This window comes from Variovorax sp. GW821-FHT09B05 (assembly GCF_059418265.1).
Window position 1 is genome coordinate 61,500 of sequence record NZ_JBWKPN010000022.1, and the last position, 19,303, is coordinate 80,802.

Annotated in this window: 24 protein-coding genes; 18 read left to right on the forward strand and 6 right to left on the reverse strand. The window is 71.0% G+C overall.

Annotated elements, in window-relative coordinates; translation table 11 throughout:
- The first annotated feature begins 37 nt into the window (after positions 1–37).
- The gene (locus AC07RM_RS36720; RefSeq protein WP_093350392.1) at positions 38–679 is read left to right on the forward strand and encodes a c-type cytochrome; all 642 of its coding nucleotides are present in this window, start codon (positions 38–40) and stop codon (positions 677–679) included.
- A 99-nt stretch (positions 680–778) separates the two neighbouring features.
- Here AC07RM_RS36720 and AC07RM_RS36725 read toward each other — a convergent pair whose 3' ends face one another.
- From AC07RM_RS36725 to AC07RM_RS36735, 3 genes are all read right to left on the reverse strand, one after another.
- The gene (locus AC07RM_RS36725; protein ID WP_495337623.1) at positions 779–1,315 is read right to left on the reverse strand and encodes a DUF2946 family protein; all 537 of its coding nucleotides are present in this window, start codon (positions 1,313–1,315) and stop codon (positions 779–781) included.
- A 4-nt stretch (positions 1,316–1,319) separates the two neighbouring features.
- Entirely contained in the window at positions 1,320–2,348 is a 1,029-nt protein-coding gene (locus tag AC07RM_RS36730; RefSeq protein ID WP_495337667.1) for a YheT family hydrolase, read from the reverse strand.
- A 90-nt stretch (positions 2,349–2,438) separates the two neighbouring features.
- Positions 2,439–2,891 (reverse strand): YybH family protein, encoded by a 453-nt coding sequence (locus AC07RM_RS36735; protein WP_057593960.1) that lies wholly within the window; start codon positions 2,889–2,891, stop codon positions 2,439–2,441.
- Between the two features lie 218 nt (positions 2,892–3,109).
- On the opposite strand from AC07RM_RS36735, the gene rutA reads away from it, so the two are divergent.
- From rutA to rutF, 6 genes are read left to right on the forward strand one after another with little or no spacing between them, the layout of a single operon-like run.
- The gene (gene rutA, locus AC07RM_RS36740; RefSeq protein ID WP_495337624.1) at positions 3,110–4,222 is read left to right on the forward strand and encodes a pyrimidine utilization protein A; all 1,113 of its coding nucleotides are present in this window, start codon (positions 3,110–3,112) and stop codon (positions 4,220–4,222) included.
- A 13-nt stretch (positions 4,223–4,235) separates the two neighbouring features.
- Positions 4,236–5,027 (forward strand): pyrimidine utilization protein B, encoded by a 792-nt coding sequence (gene rutB, locus AC07RM_RS36745; protein WP_495337625.1) that lies wholly within the window; start codon positions 4,236–4,238, stop codon positions 5,025–5,027.
- 25 nt (positions 5,028–5,052) lie between these two features.
- Positions 5,053–5,445, forward strand: a complete 393-nt coding sequence (gene rutC / locus AC07RM_RS36750) for a pyrimidine utilization protein C (protein WP_495337626.1) — start codon at positions 5,053–5,055, stop codon at positions 5,443–5,445.
- Positions 5,446–5,450: 5 nt separating this feature from the next.
- Positions 5,451–6,257 carry a pyrimidine utilization protein D gene (gene rutD, locus AC07RM_RS36755; RefSeq protein ID WP_495337627.1) on the forward strand — a complete coding sequence of 269 codons (807 nt, stop codon included), beginning with the start codon at positions 5,451–5,453 and terminating at the stop codon, positions 6,255–6,257.
- Entirely contained in the window at positions 6,254–6,850 is a 597-nt protein-coding gene (locus AC07RM_RS36760) for a malonic semialdehyde reductase (RefSeq protein ID WP_495337628.1), read from the forward strand. Before rutD ends, AC07RM_RS36760 begins: the two co-directional genes overlap by 4 nt.
- A gap of 11 nt (positions 6,851–6,861) precedes the next feature.
- The gene (rutF, locus tag AC07RM_RS36765; RefSeq protein WP_495337629.1) at positions 6,862–7,398 is read left to right on the forward strand and encodes an NADH-dependent FMN reductase RutF; all 537 of its coding nucleotides are present in this window, start codon (positions 6,862–6,864) and stop codon (positions 7,396–7,398) included.
- Positions 7,399–7,408: 10 nt separating this feature from the next.
- Here the strand turns inward: rutF and rutR are convergent, their stop codons facing one another.
- Positions 7,409–8,104, reverse strand: coding sequence for an HTH-type transcriptional regulator RutR (gene rutR, locus AC07RM_RS36770; protein WP_093350367.1), 696 nt, complete (start codon positions 8,102–8,104; stop codon positions 7,409–7,411).
- 206 nt (positions 8,105–8,310) lie between these two features.
- On the opposite strand from rutR, the gene AC07RM_RS36775 reads away from it, so the two are divergent.
- From AC07RM_RS36775 to AC07RM_RS36805, 7 genes are all read left to right on the forward strand, one after another.
- Positions 8,311–9,312, forward strand: coding sequence for an isopenicillin N synthase family dioxygenase (locus AC07RM_RS36775; protein WP_093350926.1), 1,002 nt, complete (start codon positions 8,311–8,313; stop codon positions 9,310–9,312).
- Between the two features lie 5 nt (positions 9,313–9,317).
- Positions 9,318–9,704, forward strand: coding sequence for a VOC family protein (locus tag AC07RM_RS36780; RefSeq protein WP_495337630.1), 387 nt, complete (start codon positions 9,318–9,320; stop codon positions 9,702–9,704).
- Between the two features lie 83 nt (positions 9,705–9,787).
- Positions 9,788–10,885 carry a BMP family ABC transporter substrate-binding protein gene (locus AC07RM_RS36785; RefSeq protein WP_495337631.1) on the forward strand — a complete coding sequence of 366 codons (1,098 nt, stop codon included), beginning with the start codon at positions 9,788–9,790 and terminating at the stop codon, positions 10,883–10,885.
- Between the two features lie 21 nt (positions 10,886–10,906).
- A complete protein-coding gene (locus AC07RM_RS36790; RefSeq protein ID WP_495337632.1) occupies positions 10,907–12,433 on the forward strand; it encodes an ABC transporter ATP-binding protein in 1,527 nt (508 codons plus the stop codon).
- Positions 12,426–13,559: an ABC transporter permease gene (locus AC07RM_RS36795; protein ID WP_495337633.1), complete on the forward strand. Its 1,134-nt coding sequence runs from the start codon at positions 12,426–12,428 to the stop codon at positions 13,557–13,559. Before AC07RM_RS36790 ends, AC07RM_RS36795 begins: the two co-directional genes overlap by 8 nt.
- Complete coding sequence (locus AC07RM_RS36800; protein WP_093350352.1) at positions 13,556–14,488, forward strand: ABC transporter permease; 933 nt, start codon at positions 13,556–13,558, stop codon at positions 14,486–14,488. Before AC07RM_RS36795 ends, AC07RM_RS36800 begins: the two co-directional genes overlap by 4 nt.
- A 2-nt stretch (positions 14,489–14,490) precedes the next feature.
- Positions 14,491–15,165: a cysteine hydrolase family protein gene (locus AC07RM_RS36805; protein ID WP_495337668.1), complete on the forward strand. Its 675-nt coding sequence runs from the start codon at positions 14,491–14,493 to the stop codon at positions 15,163–15,165.
- Positions 15,166–15,169: 4 nt separating this feature from the next.
- Here the strand turns inward: AC07RM_RS36805 and AC07RM_RS36810 are convergent, their stop codons facing one another.
- The gene (locus tag AC07RM_RS36810; RefSeq protein WP_495337634.1) at positions 15,170–15,946 is read right to left on the reverse strand and encodes a hypothetical protein; all 777 of its coding nucleotides are present in this window, start codon (positions 15,944–15,946) and stop codon (positions 15,170–15,172) included.
- A 47-nt stretch (positions 15,947–15,993) separates the two neighbouring features.
- On the opposite strand from AC07RM_RS36810, the gene AC07RM_RS36815 reads away from it, so the two are divergent.
- From AC07RM_RS36815 to AC07RM_RS36825, 3 genes are read left to right on the forward strand one after another with little or no spacing between them, the layout of a single operon-like run.
- A complete protein-coding gene (locus tag AC07RM_RS36815) occupies positions 15,994–16,593 on the forward strand; it encodes a LemA family protein (protein ID WP_371268851.1) in 600 nt (199 codons plus the stop codon).
- Between the two features lie 15 nt (positions 16,594–16,608).
- The gene (locus AC07RM_RS36820; RefSeq protein WP_495337635.1) at positions 16,609–17,535 is read left to right on the forward strand and encodes a TPM domain-containing protein; all 927 of its coding nucleotides are present in this window, start codon (positions 16,609–16,611) and stop codon (positions 17,533–17,535) included.
- 2 nt (positions 17,536–17,537) lie between these two features.
- Positions 17,538–18,056 (forward strand): TPM domain-containing protein, encoded by a 519-nt coding sequence (locus tag AC07RM_RS36825; RefSeq protein WP_431511184.1) that lies wholly within the window; start codon positions 17,538–17,540, stop codon positions 18,054–18,056.
- A 9-nt stretch (positions 18,057–18,065) separates the two neighbouring features.
- On the opposite strand, the gene pdeM is transcribed toward AC07RM_RS36825, so the two are convergent.
- Positions 18,066–18,776, reverse strand: coding sequence for a ligase-associated DNA damage response endonuclease PdeM (gene pdeM, locus AC07RM_RS36830; protein WP_495337636.1), 711 nt, complete (start codon positions 18,774–18,776; stop codon positions 18,066–18,068).
- 77 nt (positions 18,777–18,853) lie between these two features.
- Here pdeM and trxC point away from each other — a divergent pair, with 77 nt between their 5' ends.
- On the forward strand, positions 18,854–19,303 hold the full coding sequence (gene trxC, locus AC07RM_RS36835; RefSeq protein WP_495337637.1) for a thioredoxin TrxC: 450 nt from the start codon (positions 18,854–18,856) through the stop codon (positions 19,301–19,303).

Here is a 19,303-nt window from a genome sequence, read left to right on the forward strand (position 1 = left end):
AAACGCCCCCCGACGAGCCCCCGATTTTGAGGACGCCATGAGCGCAGACCCGCATTACCAGGCCACCGAAGAAGCCCACACCGGTCCGATCAAGAATCCCAAGCAACTGCTGCTGGCGGTCTTTTTCTCCTTCCTCGCACCCATCTTCATCATCGTGGGCCTCGTGGCCTACGTGGTGTCCGGCAACAAGCCGGCAGGTACCGCCGAGGGCGACAACATGGCGCTCTATGGCGTCACCCAGGAAGCCCGCGACCGCGAGGTCGGCGAGCGCCTGAAGAAGATCGGCGCGATCGAGATCCGCGATGCCAACCGCCCGCTGGCGGCCGGCGAAGCGGTGTTCAAGGCCCAGTGCGTCGCCTGCCACGGCGCGCCCGGCATTCCCGGCGCACCGCATCTGAACGACGCGGCCGCCTGGGGCCCACGCATCGGCCAGGGCTACGCCACGCTGCTCGAGCATGCGCTCAAGGGCAAGGGCGCGATGCCGGCCCAGGGCGGCGGCGACTTCGAGGACCTCGAGATCGGCCGTGCCGTGGTCTACATGGCCAATGCCGGCGGCGCCAAGTTCCCGGTGCCCGAGCGTCCGGCGGCGGCAGCCCCGGCCGATGGCGCTTCGGCCGCCGCGGCACCCGCGGCTTCGGGCGCGGCGCCGGCGGCTCCCGCAGCCAGCGCCAGCAAGTAATTCGGAAGAGGACCGCGGCCCGCGCGCCGCGTCCGCCCAGCAAAAAGCCGGCTTCGCGCCGGCTTTTTCGTCTTCGCTCGCTACGTTTTAGATAGCAATTCAGGCTTGCGTGGCATGGCGCTCGGCCGGGCTCAGCACATGCCCGAAGCGCGCCGGCAGTTCCGCCGCCGTCACCGTCTCGGGCGTCCACAGCCCCTGCTCGATCGCATCGGCCGCCAGGCCCACGTCCTGCGTGTGAACCAATCCCAGCCCGAGGTCCGCCGACAGATAGAGGTGCCCGTGCTCGTCGAGCAGGCAGCCCCTGACCTCGACGGCCTGCCCCGTGTGCGCCGTCACCGCGAAGCCCATCTCGGCGATGCGCCAGACCAGCGGCGCCGCCTCCAGCTCCACGTAGACGCGCTGCGGCCCGTTCTGGAAGAACCACTGGCCGTCGTCGTCGTGTTCGTAGTTGCGGTGGATGAAGTCGATCAGCTTGTCGTGCCGCAGCATCGAGCCCTTGGCGGCCGGAAACGGCCCCTGGGCCTGGGTGCGGTCGTCGCGCATGTACCAGTTGCCGCGCGCGTCGAGGCCGAGCCAGCCGTAGCAGTGCGGAACGTTGGGCCACTTGGCCAGGGCCTGTCTGACGATGTCGTCCATGGCCTCATTGTCCCCGCGCGGCGGCGCGCACCGCGTCGGCCGGCACGCCGGCCTGGCGGCAGAGCCAGCGCCCGACCTGCTCGGGCATGCCGCGCACATGGCCCGGCGGCCGCCCCATCGGAAAGCCCACGTGGCCGCCGTGCGCGGGCTGCCACAGCGTGACGTGGCGGCCGACCTCGCCGGGCCGCGGCAGGCTGGCCGCGGGAATGAAGGGATCGTTGCGCGCGTTGACCGCCAGCGCGGGCACGCGGATCGCGCCCAGGTGCGGCTTGGCCGAGCCGCGCCGCCAGTAGTCGTCCGCATCGACGAAGCCGTGCAGCGGCGCGGTGAAGACGTCGTCGAAGGTCCGCAGGTCGCGCGCGGCCGCGAGCCGGGCGCCATCGAACAGCCCCGGGAACTGCGCCAGCTTGGCCAGCGCCTTGGGCTTCATGGTCGCGAGGAACATGCGGGTGTAGACCAGCCGGTTGAAGCCGCGGCCGATGGCATCGCCGCCCGCCGCGAGATCGAGCGGCGAGCACACCGAGGCCACCGCGCTCACCACCTGCGAGGCGCTCTCGCCGGCCTCGCCGGCCCAGCGCATCAGCGCATTGCCGCCGAGCGAGACGCCAGCCGCGAGCACCGGCGCGCCGTCCTTGCGGCTCGCGCGCATGCGCGCCAGGATCCAGCCGATCTCCTCGAAGTCGCCCGAGTGGTAGGCGCGCGGCGCGAGGTTCATCTCGCCGCTGCAGCCGCGGAAATGCGGCACGGCGAAGTCCATGCCGCGCGCGGCGGCGAAGTCGGCGAAGGCCTCGGCATAGTGGCTGCGCGAGGAGCCCTCGAGGCCGTGGAACAGCACCAGCAAGGGCCGGCCGCCCGACCCGCCCCGCGAACCGGGCGCATCGGCGAAATCCACGTCGACGAAGTCGCCGTCGGGCGCGGTCCAGCGCTCGCGCCGGTAGACCGGCGCCGCGCCCTCGAAGCGGCGCGCATAGAGCGCGCCCCAGATCGTCTGCAGGTTGCCGCCGGGCAGCCAGCGTGGCGCCAGATAGTCCATCGCGGACGGCGAGGACAAGTCGGAAGGACCGGAGGGAAAGGAGGAAGGAAGGAACGCGGACATCGAACGAAGGAAGAGAACGCCCGGCGCTCAGTGCAGCATCTGCGGCAGCTCGTTCGCGTCGTCGGGCTCGCGCGCGCTGCCCGGGCTCGCATGGTGCGCCACCATGCGCCAGCCCTGCGCGGTCTTGTGATAGACGTTGGTCGCCAGCACGAAGGCATGACGCGGTCCCTCGACCGTGAGCACCTCGATGCGCTCGAGCACGTTGTGGACCGCGCTCGCGATCGAGTCGATCTTGCGCACGTGCGCGGGCGTGGCGTGGATCGCGCCGTTGCCGAACATCTGCTCGAAGGCCGAGCGGATCGCCGCCGTGCCCACCAGCCGCGGGCCGCCCGGATGGACGCAGAACACCTCGTCCTCGTCGGCCCAGCAGGCCATCAGCGCGTCGATGTCGCCGCGCTGCAGCGCCTCGTAGAAGGCGGCCTCGATGTCGTCGGCGGTGCCGCCGATGGCCGCGGCGGTGCGGAGTGGGGACTTGGGCATGGACGTGATTCTGCCGCGCCGTGCGTGACGCGGGCACTGCACTGCTTTGGCACGGCGCGCACCGTGCCGCCGCAGCCTCGGGCGATCGACCGCTCCACTTTGGACCATTTGGACAAAACAAAAGCTTTGAAAATCATCAAGCCATTGATTTGAAAGGATTTTTTCGACTGGCACGCCGCATGCAAGGAGCCTCGCCATCCCGCAACCGGAGCCCTTCCATGAACGTCGGCATCTTCATTCCCATCGGCAACAACGGCTGGCTGCTGTCCGAGAACGCCCCGCAGTACAAGCCCAGCTTCGAGCTCAACAAGGCGATCACGCTGAAGGCCGAGCACTACGGCGTCGACTTCGCGCTGTCGATGATCAAGCTGCGCGGCTTCGGCGGCAGGACGGAGTTCTGGGACCACAACCTCGAGTCCTTCACGCTCATGGCCGGGCTCGCGGCCGTCACCACGAAGATCAAGCTGTTCGCCACCGCGGCCTCGCTGGTCATGCCGCCGGCCATCGTCGCGCGCATGGCCTCGACCATCGACTCGATCTCCAACGGCCGCTTCGGCCTCAACCTCGTCACCGGCTGGCAGCGCCCCGAGTACTCGCAGATGGGCATGTGGCCCGGCGACCAGTTCTTCGGCACGCGCTACGAATACCTGTCCGAATACATCCAGGTGCTGCGCGACCTCTGGGGCACGGGCCGCTCCGACTTCAAGGGCGCGCACTTCCAGATGGACGACTGCCGCCTGAGCCCGCGCCCGCAGGCCGACATGAAGGTGATCTGCGCCGGCCAGAGCGACGCCGGCATGGCGTTCTCCGCCAGGTACGCCGACTACAACTTCTGCTTCGGCAAGGGCGTGAACACGCCGCGCGCCTTCGCGCCCGCGGCCGAGAAGCTGATCGAGGCCAGCGCCGCCACGGGCCGCCACGTCACCAGCTACGTGCTGATGATGGTGATCGCCGACGAGACCGACGAGGCCGCGCGCGCCAAGTGGGAGCACTACAAGGCCGGCGCCGACAGCGAGGCCATCGCCTGGCTCGGCGCGCAGGGCGCGGCCGACACCAAATCGGGCGCCGACACCAACGTGCGGCAGATGGCCGACCCGACCTCGGCCGTGAACATCAACATGGGCACGCTCGTGGGCTCCTACGAGACCGTGGCGCGCCTGCTCGACGAGGTGGCCGAGGTGCCCGGCACCGAGGGCGTGCTGCTGACCTTCGACGACTTCCTCGCGGGCGTCGAGGCCTTCGGCGAGCGCATCCAGCCGCTGATGAAGAGCCGCGCGCACGTGCCGAGCCCGGTGCCCTCGCGCATCGAACCCGAACGCCTCGCGGCCTGACCCGGAGCACGCCATGAACGCACCGGCCCGCAACGCCACCCTCACCTCGACCACGCCCGTCGGCGCGCCGCGCGCCGCGGGCGCACCCGCCCCGCTGATCCTGCCCGCGCGCCCCGAGCCGCTCGCGCTGCATGCGAGCGACACCGCGCTCGTCGTGGTCGACATGCAGAACGCCTATGCCTCGCTCGGCGGCTACGTCGATTCGGCCGGCTTCGACATCTCGGGTGCGCAGGGCACCATCGCCGGCATCGTGCGCGCCATCGCCGCGGCGCGCGCGGCCGGCCTGCTGGTCGTATTCCTGCAGAACGGCTGGGACGCCGGCTATGTCGAGGCCGGCGGCCCCGGCTCGCCCAACTGGCACAAGTCGAACGCGCTCAAGACCATGCGCGCGCGGCCCGAGCTGCAGGGCCGCTTCCTCGCCAAGGGCGGCTGGGACTACGAGCTCATCGACGAGATGAAGCCGCAGCCCGGCGACATCGTCGTGCCCAAGACACGCTACAGCGGCTTCTTCAACAGCACGCTCGACAGCACGCTGCGCTCGCGCGGCATTCGCCACCTCGTGTTCACCGGCATCGCGACCAACGTCTGCGTGGAATCCACGCTGCGCGACGCCTTCCACCTCGAGTACTTCGCCGTGATGCTCGAGGACGCCACGCACGAGCTCGGCGGGCCCGCGATCCAGCAGGCCTCGGTCTACAACGTCGAGACCTTCTTCGGCTGGGTTTCCTCGGTCGACCACTTCTGCCGCAGCTTCGCGCCGGCCGCGCTGCCGCAACCTGCCCCGGCCGAAACGGCCACCGCCTGATCCCCTTTTCTCCAGGAGCCTTCCCATGCCCAAGCAAGCCATCATCCCGCCCGGCACCGGCGTGCCGCTCGCCCCCTACGTGCCCGGCACGCTCGCCGACGGCGTGCTCTACGTCTCGGGCACGCTGCCCTTCGACAAGGACAACAACGTGGTCCACCTCGGCGACGCCGCCGCGCAGGCGCGCCATGTGCTCGCCACCATCCAGGGCGTGGTCGAGGCCGCGGGCGGCACCATGGACGACGTGACCTTCAACCAGATCATGATCAAGGACTGGGCCGATTACGCGAAGATCAACGCGGTCTATGCCGAGTTCTTCCCCGGTACCAAGCCGGCGCGCTTCTGCATCCAGTGCGGCCTGGTGAAGCCCGACGCGCTGATCGAGATCGCCTCGATCGCGCACGTGGGCCGCAAGGCCTGAGCTCGATGAGCACCCTGCACTACGAGGTGCATGGCCCTTCGGATGCCGCGGCCACCGTGCTGCTGTCGTCGGGCCTCGGCGGCTCGGCCGGCTTCTGGCAGCCGCAGCTCGGCGCGCTGATCGCCGCCGGCCACCGCGTCATCGTCTACGACCAGCGCGGCACCGGCCGCAGCCCCGCCGCGTTGCCCGAGGCCTATGCGATCGCCGACATGGCGCGCGATGTGCTCGAGATCCTCGATGCCACGCACACCGCGCAGTGCCACTTCGCGGGCCACGCGCTCGGCGGCCTCGTGGGCCTGCAGCTGGCGCTCGACGCACCCGCGCGCATCGCGAGCCTGGTGCTCGTCAACGCGTGGGCCCGCCCCAATCCGCATTCGGCGCGCTGCTTCGATGCGCGGCTCGCGTTGCTCGGCGCCTGCGGCGCGCGCGCCTATGTCGAGGCGCAGCCGATCTTCCTGTACCCCGCGGCCTGGGCCGCCGAGCATGCGCAGCGCGTGGCCGACGAGGTCGACCATGCCTTCGCGCACTTTCCGGGCGAAGCCAACATGCGCGCGCGCATCGGCGCGCTGCGCGCCTTCGACGTGGCCGCGCGCCTCGGCGAGATCGCCGCGCCCGCGCTGATCGCGGCCGCCAAGGACGACGTGCTCGTGCCCTGGACCTGCTCGCAGCACCTGGCCGACGGCCTGCGCGACGTCACGCTCGACTTCGTCGCGCATGGCGGCCATGCCCACAGCGTGACCGAGGCCGCGGCCTTCAACCGCGGCCTGCTCGATTTCCTCTCGCGGGTCGCCGCACCCGCCGCCATCGCATGACCACTTCCACTTCGCTCGACGACGCGGCGCTCGCGCTGCTCTTCACCGCCGCGCGCAGCCACAACGGCTGGACCGGCGAACCGGTGTCCGACGCGCAGCTGCGGCAACTGCATGCGCTCGCCAGCCTCGGCCCGACCTCGGCCAACTGCTCGCCCGCGCGCTTCGTGTTCGTGCGCACGCCCGAAGGCAAGGCAAGGCTCGCGCCCGCGCTGTCCAAGGGCAACCTCGAGAAGACGATGAGCGCGCCCGTCACCGTCATCGCCGCCTGGGATCGCAGGTTCTACGACCGGTTGCCCACGCTGTTCCCGCATGCCGATGCACGCAGCTGGTTCACCGGCAGCCCCGAGGCCGCGCACGAGACGGCCTTCCGCAATGCCAGCCTGCAGGCCGGCTACCTGCTGCTGGCGGCGCGCGCGCTCGGGCTCGACGCGGGCCCGATGTCGGGCTTCGACAAGGCCAAGGTCGACGCCGCCTTCTTCGAAGGCAGCGACTGGACCGTCAACTTCCTCATCAACCTCGGCCACGGCGACGCGTCGAAGCTGTTCGGGCGCCTGCCGCGCCTGGGCTTCGACGAGGCCTGCGTGCTGGCCTGAAAGCCCTCGGCATGCAACACGCCATGGCCTGCGCTCCGATGCCCGCCGGTTTGCCATCCGGCCTGCAGAAAGCCGACTACCGCAACGCGATGGCGCGACTCGGCGCGGCCGTCAACATCATCACCACCGACGGTCCCGCGGGCCGCGCCGGCTTCACGGCCTCGGCCGTCTGCAGCGTGACCGACGAGCCGCCGACCCTGCTCGTGTGCCTCAACCGCTCGGCCTCGGTGTACCCGGCCTTCAAGGCCAACGGCGTGCTGTGCGTGAACGTGCTCGCCGCGGGCCACCAGTCGCTGTCCGCGCTGTTCGGCGGCCGCACGCCGATGGACGAGCGCTTCGCCGCCGGCCGCTGGCGCCGCGATGCCACCGGCTCGCCGATGCTCGAGGACGCGGCCGTCTCCTTCGACTGCCGCGTGATGCACGCCACCAGCGCGGGCACGCACGACGTGCTGTTCTGCGAAGCCGTGGCCATCGCCATCGGCGGCGCGGCGCAGGGGCTGATCTACTTCGATCGGCGTTATCACGAGATCGCGGCGCCGCCGCACTGAAGCCGCGAACTCAACGCGGCTCGATGCCCTGCAGCACGATGCGCTGCACGTTCTCCACGGTGCGCTCGAAGAAGCCCTCGTCTTCCAGCGTGTGACCCGACAGCGCCTGCACCTGCACGCCGAAGTCGGCGTAGTGCTGCGTGATCGCCCACAGCGCGAAGATCAGGTGCGGCGGATCGACCGGCGCGAGCTTGCCGGCCTCGACCCAGGCGCGGATCACTTCGGATTTCTTCTCCACCAGCGTGCGCAGCTCGCGATCGAGCTCGTCGCGCAGCAGCGGCGCGCCCTGGATCATCTCGAGGCAGAACAGGCGCGAGGCATCGGGCCGGTCGCGCGAGATCACGAGCTTGCGGCGGATGTAGTCGCCGATCGCCTCGCGCGGATCCTGCTCGGCGCTGAAGCCGCGCAGCGGCTCGAGCCACAGCGCGAGCAGGTCGCGCAGCACGTTGACGTAGAGCTCTTCCTTGTTCGCAAAGTAGTAGAGCAGGTTGCTCTTCGACACGTCGGCGCGCGCGGCCACCTGGTCGATCGAGGTGCCGTGCAGCCCGAAGCGCGAGAACAGCCCGAGCGCCGCACCCAGGATCGCGCTGCGCTTGTTCTCGATCTGGCGCAGCCGCCGGTTCACCGCCGACGCGCTGCGCACGGCGGGCTTGCGGCTCGGCTTCTCGCTGTGGCTGGCCGCGGCCAGCGCCTTGGTCTTCGGCATCTTCCCTCGCTCTTTCTGTCTTCGTCGGTCGTTGGTTCGGAACGCGCACCACTGTAAGGCCGCGATGCATCGCACCGCGTCGCGCCGGTGTTGACCAGGCCTCGGCGCGCACCATGCTGACGCGACGAAAGCGATTTGTCCATTTGGTCCAACTGGCACAGACGTTGCATGGCGAAAGGCATGCCAAGCCCATGGAGCCATTCGCCATGACCCTGCTGTCCGTTCCCATCATCGATCTCGCGCCGTACTTCGCCGGCACCGCCGAAGGCAAGGCCGAGGTCGCGCACAAAGTCGACGAAGCCTGCCGCAGCATCGGCTTCCTCGTGATCACCAACCACGGCATCGCACCCGAGCTGATCGAACGCGTGGCCTCGCTGTCGCGGCGCTTCTTCGAGCTGCCCCTGGCCGAGAAGCGCAAGGTCGACCGCCCGCGCGAGGACGCGGTGCGCGGCTACAGCGCGGTCGGCGAGGAAGGCCTCTCGTACAGCCTCGAGGAAGCGGCACCGGGCGACCTCAAGGAGTCGTTCTCGATCGGCCCCTCGAACGTGCCCGACGACGACTACCACCGCGGTCCCGCCGCAGGCCCGCACTTCGAGCCCAACAGCTGGCCGCCGATCGAGGGCTTCCGCGAAGCCTACGAGGGCTACTTCGAGGCGATGAGCGATCTCTCGCGCTCGCTGATGCGCGTGTTCGCGCTCGGCCTCGCGCTGCCCGAGCGCTTCTTCGACGACAAGATCGACCGCCACATCAGCATGTTCCGCGTGCTGAGCTATCCGCCGCAGCGCGAGCAGCCGCTGCCGGGCCAACTGCGCGCGGGCGCGCACAGCGACTACGGCAGCCTCACCATCGTGCTGCCCGACGACAAGGGCCTGCAGGTGTTCAACAAGGCCGGCCAGTGGGTCGACGTGCCGCAGGTCGAGGGCGGCCTGGTCGTCAACATCGCCGACCTGATGATGCAGTGGACCAACGACCAGTGGGTGTCGACGCTGCACCGCGTGATCAACCCGCCCTTCGAGGTGGCGAGCACCAACCGCCGGCAGTCGCTGGTGTTCTTCCACCAGCCCAACTACGACGCGATGGTCGAGTGCCTGCCGAGCTGCCTCGCGCCCGGCGAACAACCGAAGTACGCGCCGATCTCCTCGGGCGACCACCTGACCTCGAAGTTCGTCAAGCAGACGACCTTCGGCGGCACCAAGGTGACGGCGTAGAGCACATGGCCCACCTGTCCTACGTCAACGTCTTCGCGAAGGACGTGGTCGCGCTCAGCGGCTTCTACCAGCGCGTGTTCGGCTTCCCCGAGATCGAGGCGATCCGATCGCCGATCTTCCGCGGCCTCGACACCGGCAAGTCGAGCCTGGGCTTCAACGCGCTCGATGTCTACGAACTGCTGCAGCTCGCCGAGTTCGCCGACACGCGCGGCGTGAAGTTCCTGCTCAACATCGACGTCGACAGCCAGGACGAGGTCGACCGGATGGTGCCGATCGCGCTCGAGGCCGGCGCCACGCTCGTCAAGGCGCCCTACCGCACCTACTACGACTGGTACCAGTCGGTGCTGCTCGATCCCGAGGGCAACGTGTTCCGCATCAACTTCATGCTGTGACGCGCCCGCGGCCTCCTCGCGCCTGCTCGCTCTCCTTCTTCTTCCCGGCCCCTTCCGCCATGCCTCTCTCGAAAGGTTGCTCCATGCCGCGCACTCCCGTTTCCTGCCTCGCCCTGACCTTCGCGGCGGGCGCAGCGTCCCTCGCGGCGCTGCCCGCGGCCGCCGCCGATGGCTTCACGCTCAAGGACAAGCCCAAGATCGCGATGCTCTACTTCGGCCCCAAGAACGACGGCGGCTGGACCCAGGCCTTCGACGAAGCGCGCGTGAAGATCGAGAAGGAACTCGGCCAGAAGATCCAGTTCGTCGAGAACGTGCCCGAGGACGCCTCGGCCATCAAGCCCGCGGCCGAGAAGTTCATCCAGCGCGGCGCCAACATCGTCATCGGCACGGCCTTCGGCTACTCCGACAGCTTCAAGGACCTGGCCGCCAAGTACCCCGACGTCGCCTTCCTCAACGGCTCGGGCACCACCAACGGCCGCAACCTCGAATCCTTCTACGGCCGCACCTACGAGAGCCAGTACCTGTGCGGCATGGCCGCGGGCGCGGCTTCCAAGAGCGGCAAGCTGGGCTTCGTCGCGGCCAATCCCTTCGGCGTGGTGAACTGGACCATCAACGCCTTCGCGCTCGGCGCGCAGAAGATGAACCCCAACGCCACCGTCAACGTGATCTACACCGGCGCGTGGAACGACCCCGTGAAGGAACGCGCGGCCGCCGCCGCGCTGATCGACCAGGGCGCCGACGTGATCGGCCAGCACGTCGACAGCCCCACGCCGCAGATCGTCGCGCAGGAGCGTGGCGTCTACGGCACCGGCCACCACCGCGACCTGCGCCAGTTCGCGCCCAAGGCCACGCTGTGCTCCTCGGTCTGGGTGTGGGACCGCTTCCTGACGCCCGAGCTCAAGAAGGTCATGGCCGGCAACTGGAAACCCGCCGAGTACGGCGCCTTCATTTCGATGAAGGACGGCGGCACCGACATCGCGGGCTTCGGCCCGGCCGTGCCCAAGGACAAGGCCGCGCTGATCACCGCGGAGCGCGACGCGCTCATGAAGGGCAAGCAGATCTACGCCGGCCCGCTGGCCGACCGCGACGGCAAGGAGCGCGTGGCCAAGGGCGCCGTGCTGTCCGATGCCGACCTCTGGAAGATGGACTGGTTCGTCAAGGGCGTGGTCACGCAGAAGTAGGCCGCGAGGAGTTCCGCCCCCATGCCCAACGCGCTCGAACTCACCGGCATCCGCAAATCCTTCGACGGCTTCGCGGCGCTGACCGACGCGCACTTCGCCGCGCGCTGGGGCGAGGTGCATGCGCTGCTCGGCGAGAACGGCGCGGGCAAGTCCTCGCTGATGAACATCGCGGCCGGCCTCTATGCGCCCGAGGCGGGCCAGCTGCTGGTCGACGACAACGCGGTGCGCTTCGCCGGTCCGCGCGATGCGGCGCGCCAGCGCATCGGCATGGTCCACCAGCATTTCAAGCTGGTGCGGCCCTTCACCGTGGCGCAGAACATCCTGCTGACCGCCCCGCCTTCGGCCGAGTTCCGAAGCCATGGCGAGCGGCTGCGCGACATCGCGCGCGACATCCGCAACAAGGCCTCGGCGCTGGGCTTCGACATCGACCCGATGCGCCGCGTCGACACGCTCTCGATCGCCGAGCAGCAGCGCGTGGAGATCCTCAAGGTGCTGCTCGCGGGCGCGCGCATCCTGATCCTCGACGAGCCCACCGCCGTGCTGACCGACCAGGAGGCCGCGCGGCTGCTGCAGACCGTGCAGGGGCTCGCGCGCGGCGGCGCCGCGGTGGTGCTGGTCACGCACAAGATGGCCGACGTGAAGACCTATGCCGACCGCGTGACCGTCATGCGTGGCGGCCGCACCGTGGCCACGCTGCGCCCGCAGGATGCGTCGGTCGCCGAACTCGTGAAGCTCACGGTGGGCGAGGCGGTCGCGGCCTCGGCCTTCCGGCTCGCGCCCTCGGCGCGCGGCGCGGTGCGCCTGTCGGTGCGCGGCCTGCGCACCCCCGCCTCGCCCGAGGGGCGCCGCGTGCTCGACGGCGTCGACCTCGCGCTGCACGCGGGCGAGATCTACGGCCTGGCCGGCGTCGGCGGCAACGGCCAGGGCGAGCTGGCCGGCGCGATCCTCGGCCTGCCGGGCGAGGCCGTCGAGGGCGAGATCCGGCTCGAGGGCCATGGCGACCTGAAGGCGATGGCCGCTTCGGCGCGGCGCGGGCTCGGCATCGCGGCGATCCCGGCCGACCGCTACGGGCTCGCGCTCGCGGGCGGGCTGTCGGTGGCCGAGAACTACGCCATCGGCCGCGTGCACACGGGCCGCTACGGCCCGGTGTGGCGGCTGCGGCGCGGCCGCATCCAGGCCGACACGCAGGAGGCGGTGCGCGCCTTCGACGTGCAGGGCGTGCGCTCGGTGGCGCAGAAGGCCGCGCTGCTGTCGGGCGGCAACGCACAGAAGCTGGTGCTGGCGCGCGAGTTCGGCAAGTCGCCCGCGCTGGTGCTCGCGCACAGCCCGAGCCGCGGGCTCGACGTGCGCGCCAGCGCCGAGGTGCATGCGCGGCTGCGCGCCGCGCGCGACGGCGGCGCCGCGGTGCTGCTGATCAGCGAGGACCTCGACGAGGTGCTACAGCTGGCCGACCGCGTGGGCGTGATGACGCGCGGCCGCATCGCGGGCGAGTTCGCGCAGCCGGCCGACCGCCAGGCCATCGGACAGGCGATGGTGGACCATGGCTGAAGCCGCGCTCGCCCCCGACACCGCGCGCGGCACGGCACCGCACCGCGTGCAGCCGCTGGCACGCCGCCGCTACGCGCTCGAGATCCGCCAGCACATGGCCTGGCGCTGGCAGGCGCTGATCCTCGCGGCCGCGCTGGCCGCGGGCTTCGCGATCTCGGCCGCGATCCTCGTGGCCGCGGGCGTGCCGGCCGACGAGCTCGCCAACGAGTTCGTGACCCAGACCTTCCTCGACGGCCAGAACTTCCGCGCCGTGCTGTTCCAGGCCGCGCCGATGATCCTGGTCGGCCTCGCGGGCTCGCTGGCCTTTCGCGCGCGCTTCTGGAACCTCGGGCTCGAGGGCCAGATGATCTGGGGCGCCATCGGCGCGACCGCCGTCTCGATCTGGCAGCTCGGCCCCGAGCCGCTGCGCCTGCCGCTGATGTTCGCGGCCGCCATCGGCTGCGGCCTGCTGTGGGTGCTCGGGCCCGCCTGGCTCAAGCTCAGGCTGGGCGTGAACGAGATCATCTCGACCTTGATGCTCAACTACATGGCGGCCAACTTCCTGCTGCACCTGGTCTACGGCGCCTGGAAGGATCCGAAGGACAGCTTCCCCTACTCGCCGCAGTTCCGCGCCTTCGAGCGGCTGCCCGAGCTCGGGGCCGGCATCGGCAGCGCGATCCTGCTCGCGGGCATCGTCGCGCTGCTGGCCTGGTGGCTGGTGGGCGTGAGCCGCGCGGGCCTGTACCTGCGCTTCGTCGATGCCAACCCGCGCGTGGCGCATGCCAACGGCGTGCCGGTGCGGCGCACGATCTACGGCGCGGTGCTGCTGTCGGGCGCGATGGCCGGGCTCGCGGGCTTCGCGGTCGCCGCGGGCCAGGAGGGCCGGCTCACGCAGGCCTTCTACCAGGGCTACGGCTTCTCGGGCATCCTGATCGCCTTCCTCGCGCGCAACAACCCGCTCGCGGCCACGGTGGTGGCGCTGCTGGTGGCGACGCTGTTCGTCACCGGGCGCAGCCTGCAGGTGTTCTACCAGGTGCCGTTCTCGATGGTGCAGCTGATCCAGGCCATCATCGTGGTGTGCGTCGCCTCGAGCGACTTCTTCATCCGCCACCGGCTGCGCCGCGTCGGCACGGAGACCGCGCCATGAACGGCGGCGTGATCCTCAACTGGCTCGCGAGCACGCCCGACTTCGCGGTGCCCTATGCGCTGGCCGCCCTCGGCCTGATCCTCAGCGAACGCGCGGGCGTGCTCTCGCTCGGCGCCGAGGGGCTGATGCTGGTGGGCGCGCTGGCCGGCATCGGCGCGCAGATCGCGATCGGCCAGCCCGCGGTGTCGCTGGCGCTCGCGATGCTGGCGGCGGCCACGGTGTCGGTGCTGTTCGCGGTCATGGTGATCTGGCTGCGCGTGAACCAGGTGATCGCCGGGTTGGCGCTGGTGTTCTTCTGCCAGGGGCTCACGGCGCTGGTCGGCAGCCTGGCCGGGTGGACCAACCATGCCACCGAGGGCATCGGCGCGATGGGGCTGTGGCCGCTGTCGCTGCTGCCGGGCGTGGGCCGGCTGTTCGAGCAGAACGCGATGGTGTGGCTCACGCTGCCGCTGTTCGGCGCGGTGGCCTGGTTCTTCGCGCGCACCGCCACCGGCCTGCGGCTGCGCGCCGTGGGCGAGAACCCGCAGGCGGCCGACGCGGCCGGCATCCGCGTGCCGGCCTGGCGCTTCGCGGCGGTGCTCGCGGGCTCGGCGCTGGTGGGCCTGGCGGGCGCCTACATCTCGGTGGTCAGCACCAAGCTGTGGATCGCGGGCATGACCGGCGGGCGCGGCTGGATCGCGGTGGGCCTGGTGATCTTCGCGCGCTGGTCGCCGTGGAAGGCGCTGGTGGGCGCGCTGCTGTTCGGCTGCATCGAGGCGCTGATCCCGCAGCTGGCGGCGGCCGGCGTTCGGCTGCCGCAGTACTTCGTGATGATGACGCCCTACGCGGTGACGCTCGGCGTGATGGTCTGGGTGGCGCTGTCGCGGCGCGGCGCCGACGAGGAGCCCGGCGCCCTCGGCCAGGCCTATGTGCGGGAGGAAAGAAGATGACGCTGAAGGCCTGGGTCTACGACGAGCCGCGCGAGCTCGAGGCGGCGCGCTTCGCCGACTACCTCGATCCGAAGACCACCACGGTGGTCTCGATCGACATGCACCGCGGCCACCTCGACGACGATCCCGCCTGCCCCTGCCCGGCGCCTCGCGCGCGCGAGGTGGTGGCGCCGATCGACGGCTTCCACGACGAAGCGCGCGCGCTCGGCGTGCGCATCGTGCATGTGAAGTCGGTGCTGCGGCCCGACGGCAGCGACGACCTGCGCGGCATTCCGGCCGCCTGGCGACGCACCTTCCCGCTGCACGTGGGCGAGATCCCGAACGCCGACGCGCATGCCCTCGAGGGCTCGAAGTGGACCGAGTGGGTCACGCGCGTGGAACCCGGCGACCTGCGCGTGGACAGCAAGCGGCGCCTCTCGGCCTTCTATCCCACCGACCTCGACTTCCTGCTGCGCAACCAGCGCATCGAGACCGTCGTGCTCGACGGCGGCTTCACCGACTGCTGCGTGCTCAACACCGCCTTCGACGCCAACAACCACAACTACCGCGTGATCGTGCTGCGCGACCTGGTGCGCGGCACCGACACGCGGCTCGAGAGCGCGGCGCTCGCGATGGTGTCGCTGCACCTCGGGCTGGTGATGGAATCGCGGGAGCTGCTGCGCCAGTGGCGCGGCTGAGCGGCTAGGCCGCCTCGGCCGGCGCGCCGAGCCACTCGCGCGCCACCGCCTGCATCGCCCCGGGCTGCGCCGCGCGCCACACCACCTCGGGCGCCGCGATGTGCACGCCCGGCGGCGCGATGCGCAGCGCGAGGTCGACCAGTTCGGCCAGCTTCGAGGGCCGCACCGGCTGCTCGCTGCTGGGCACCATGTAGCTCAACGTTCCGAGCATCCAGGCCGCCAGCCGCTCGGGGCGGCTCGCGCGCTGCGCCGCGGCCGGCTTGCGCGCCGAGCGCAGGATCAGCAGCCGCTCGAAGCCGCAGGCCACCACGGCCTGCTCGTCGAGGTTCGCGAGACCGCGCTTGAGCGCCTCGGGCAGCCGGCCCTGGTCGTGCGGCTGCACGATGACGAGAGTCTGCACGCCGCAGGCGCGCAACCAGCGCGCGAGCGCCGGCAGCTGCTCCGGGTCGGGCAGCCACAGCGCGCGCTCGCGGCCGTGGTACAGGCGCGGCGCGTCGAAGGCCACGATCGCGGCCTGGGCCGAGGTCGGCGGCCACTGCTCGATGGGCAGCGGCGGGCACAGGCAGGACTCGACGCCGGGCAGCCCGTCGTGCATGGGCTCGCTCACCAGCACGCGCACATGGGCGTGGCGGTGGCTGCCCGCGAGGCGGTGCAGCAGGTCCTGCCCCAGCGCGCCGGTGGCGCCGGCAATGAGCAGCGTGCCGAAGGCGGCGGAGGCGTCGGGGATGGGCACCGCCGGGCGGTTCGCGCCGCGCAGGGCTTGAAGCGGATCGAGGGACATAGGAGCACCTATGCTAACTTCGGCCCCATTCTGTGGAGGTAATGCAAATGATGATGAAGCGCTGGCTCCTGATCCTCGCGGCGGTCCTGTCCCTGAGCGGATGCGGCTACAACCAGTTCCAGTCGCTCGACGAGGCCAGCAAGTCGGCCTGGAGCGAGGTGCTCAACCAGTACCAGCGGCGCGCCGACCTCGTGCCCAACATCGTCGCCACCGTGAAGGGCGAAGCGGCCTTCGAGCAGGACACGCTGACCAAGGTGATCGAGGCGCGCGCCAAGGCCACTTCGATCCAGGTCACGCCCGAGACGCTCAACAACCCCGAGGCCTTCAACAAGTTCCAGCAGGCCCAGGGCGAGCTCTCCTCGGCGCTGTCGCGGCTGATGGTGGTGTCGGAGCGCTACCCCGACCTCAAGGCCAACCAGTCGTTCCGCGACCTGCGCGTGACGCTCGAGGGCACCGAGAACCGCATCACCGTGGCGCGCAACCGCTACATCGAGAGCGTGCAGGAGTACAACGTGCTCGCGCGCAGCTTCCCGACCAACCTCACGGCCAAGGTCTTCGGCTACGCGCCCAAGCCCAACTTCTCGGTGCAGAACGAAGCCCAGATCTCGGTGCCGCCGACGGTCGACTTCGGCGCGCCGAAGAAGTAAGGCAAAGCTGCGCCGATGGCCGCAGCCCTGATCCGCCGCCTGCTGGCCGCGTTCCTTGCCGTGGCGCTCGGCTGGGCCGCGCTGCCGGCCTTCGCGCAGGCGCCGCTGCCGGTGCCCGCGCTCACGGCGCGCGTGATCGACCAGACCGGCACGCTCGACGCCGCACAACGCGCCGGCCTCGAGACCAAGCTCGCCGCCTTCGAGCAGCGCAAGGGCTCGCAGATCGCGGTGCTGATGGTGCCGACCACCCAGCCCGAGGACATCGAGAGCTACACCCAGCGCGTGGGCGATGCCTGGAAGATCGGCCGCAAGGGCGTGGGCGACGGCCTGCTCGTGATCGTCGCCAAGGACGACCGCCGGATGCGCATCGCGCCCGCCAAGGCGCTCGAGGGCGCGGTGCCCGACCTCGCGGCGGCGCGCATCGTCGACGAGGAGATGAAGCCGCGCTTTCGCAACGGCGACTTCGCGGGCGGCATCAACGCCGCGGTCGACCGGCTGATCGGCCTGGTCGACGGCGAGCCGCTGCCCGAGCCCGCGCGCGACGGCGGCGGCGGCAGCAGCCAGGGCTTCGACTGGGAGAACCTCGCGATCTTCCTGTTCGTCGGCGTCTTCATCGGCGCGCCGATCGTGCGCGCGATCCTCGGCAAGACCCTGGGCTCGGTGGTCATGGGCGGCGGCATCGGCGTGGTCGCGTTCTTCCTCACCACCAGCCTCGTGATCGCGGTGCTCGCGGGCATGGTCGCGCTCGTGGTCTCGCTGGCCTCGGGCCTCGCACGCTTCGGCGGTGGCGGCTGGAGCAGCGGGGGCGGCGGCGGTGGCTGGAGCGGCGGCGGAGGTGGCGGCTGGGGCGGCGGCGGTGGCCGCAGCGGGGGCGGAGGCGGCGGCTTCAGCTCGGGCGGCGGCGGCAATTTCGGCGGCGGCGGCGCCTCGGGAGACTGGTGAGCATGGCAACCCTCTTCTCAAGACTCGGCCGCATGTGGCGTCATCGCTGGATCGACGAAGCCGCGGTGCGCCGCGTGCTGCCGGCCGACGCGCTCGCGCGGCTGGCCGCGCGCGTGGGCGCGAGCGAGCGGCGCCACAGCGGCGAGATCCGCATCTGCATCGAGGCCGGCCTGCCGATGTCCTACCTGCGCCGCGAGGCGCCGGCGCGGCAGCGCGCGGTCACGCTGTTCGGCAAGCTGCGCGTGTGGGACACCGAGCACAACAACGGCGTTCTGATCTACCTGCTCTTGGCCGAGCACGCGATCGAGATCGTGGCCGACCGCGGCATCGATGCGCGGGTGAGCGACGACGACTGGCGCGCGATGGCACAGCGCATGGGCGCGGCCTTTCGCGAGGGCCGCTTCGAGGACGGGCTCACGCAGGCGCTCGAGGAGATGTCGGCGCTGCTGGTCGAGCACTTCCCGCTGCGCGACGACGAACCCGACCGCAACGAGCTGCCCGACGAACCCGTGGTGCTCTGAGCCGCTTGCTCAATCGGCCGCGGGCAGTGCCCACACGGCCGATCCGCCCACCGCATAGAAGCGCCGCCCCGGCGCCGACTCCATGGTCCAGCCGCCCGTGAACTCGCCGAAGGCGGGCAGCACGGCCTGACCTTGCCCTGGTGCTTGCCCTTGCCCTTCCTCGTGCACGAAGCACGGCAGCCGCACGCTGTCGCGCCCCGGCCCGTGCAGCCGGCGCGCCGGGTGCAGGTGCCCCGCGAGCACGAAGTGCGTGGGATGCGCCTGCGGATGGTGGCAGCAGGCGAAGGGGCCGAGCAGCCAGGGCTCGTCGACCACCTCGATGCGAAGCGCGGGCGGCGGATCGCCCGCGCGGCTGTCGTGGTTGCCGCGCACCAGCGTCATCGCGAGCGCCGCATGCTGCTCGCGCCATTCCCGCACCACGGGCAGCACCGCGCGCGCGGGCGCCGCATGCAGGAAGTCGCCGAGGAACACCAGGCGCCGTGGCGCATGGCGCGCGATCAGCAGGTCGAGCCGCGCGAGGTTCTCGAGCGTGGTGCCGCCCGGCACCGGCAGGCCCAGCGCGCGGAAGGTGGCGGCCTTGCCCAGGTGCAGGTCGGCGACGAACAGCGCCTGCCCGGCCGGCCACCAGAGCGCGCGCTCGGGCAGCAACTGCACCGCTTCGCCCGCCCATTGGAGAGGCAGCGGCGTCGAGGCGGAAGAAGAAGAGGAAAGGGAACGCATCGCCGACCAGTGTCGCAAAAGCACCGGGCGGTCGCGTCCGACTTGCAATTCGCCCGCGCCGCCCCTAGCTTTGCCGGATGACCGAATCGCCCACGCTGCACATCGTCTGCCCGCACTGCCACACCACCAACCGGGTGCGCGAGGCCCAACTGGCCAGCGCGCCCGACTGCGGCAACTGCCACAAGCCGCTGTTCGGCGCCCACTCGGCCGCGCTGTCCGACGTGGCGAGCTTCGACCGCCACATCGCGCGCAACGAGATCCCGGTGCTGGTCGACTTCTGGGCCCCGTGGTGCGGCCCGTGCCGCCAGATGGCGCCGGCCTACGAGCAGGCCGCGGCGCAGCTCGAGCCGCGCGTGCGCGTCGCCAAGGTCGACACCGAGGCCGTGCCCGCGCTGGCCGCGCGCTTCAACATCCGCAGCATTCCGACCCTGGCGCTGTTCAAGGGCGGCCGCGAGGTCGCGCGGCAGGCCGGCGCGATGGGCGCGGCCGACATCGTGCGCTGGGCCAGGGCCCACGGCGCCGGCTGA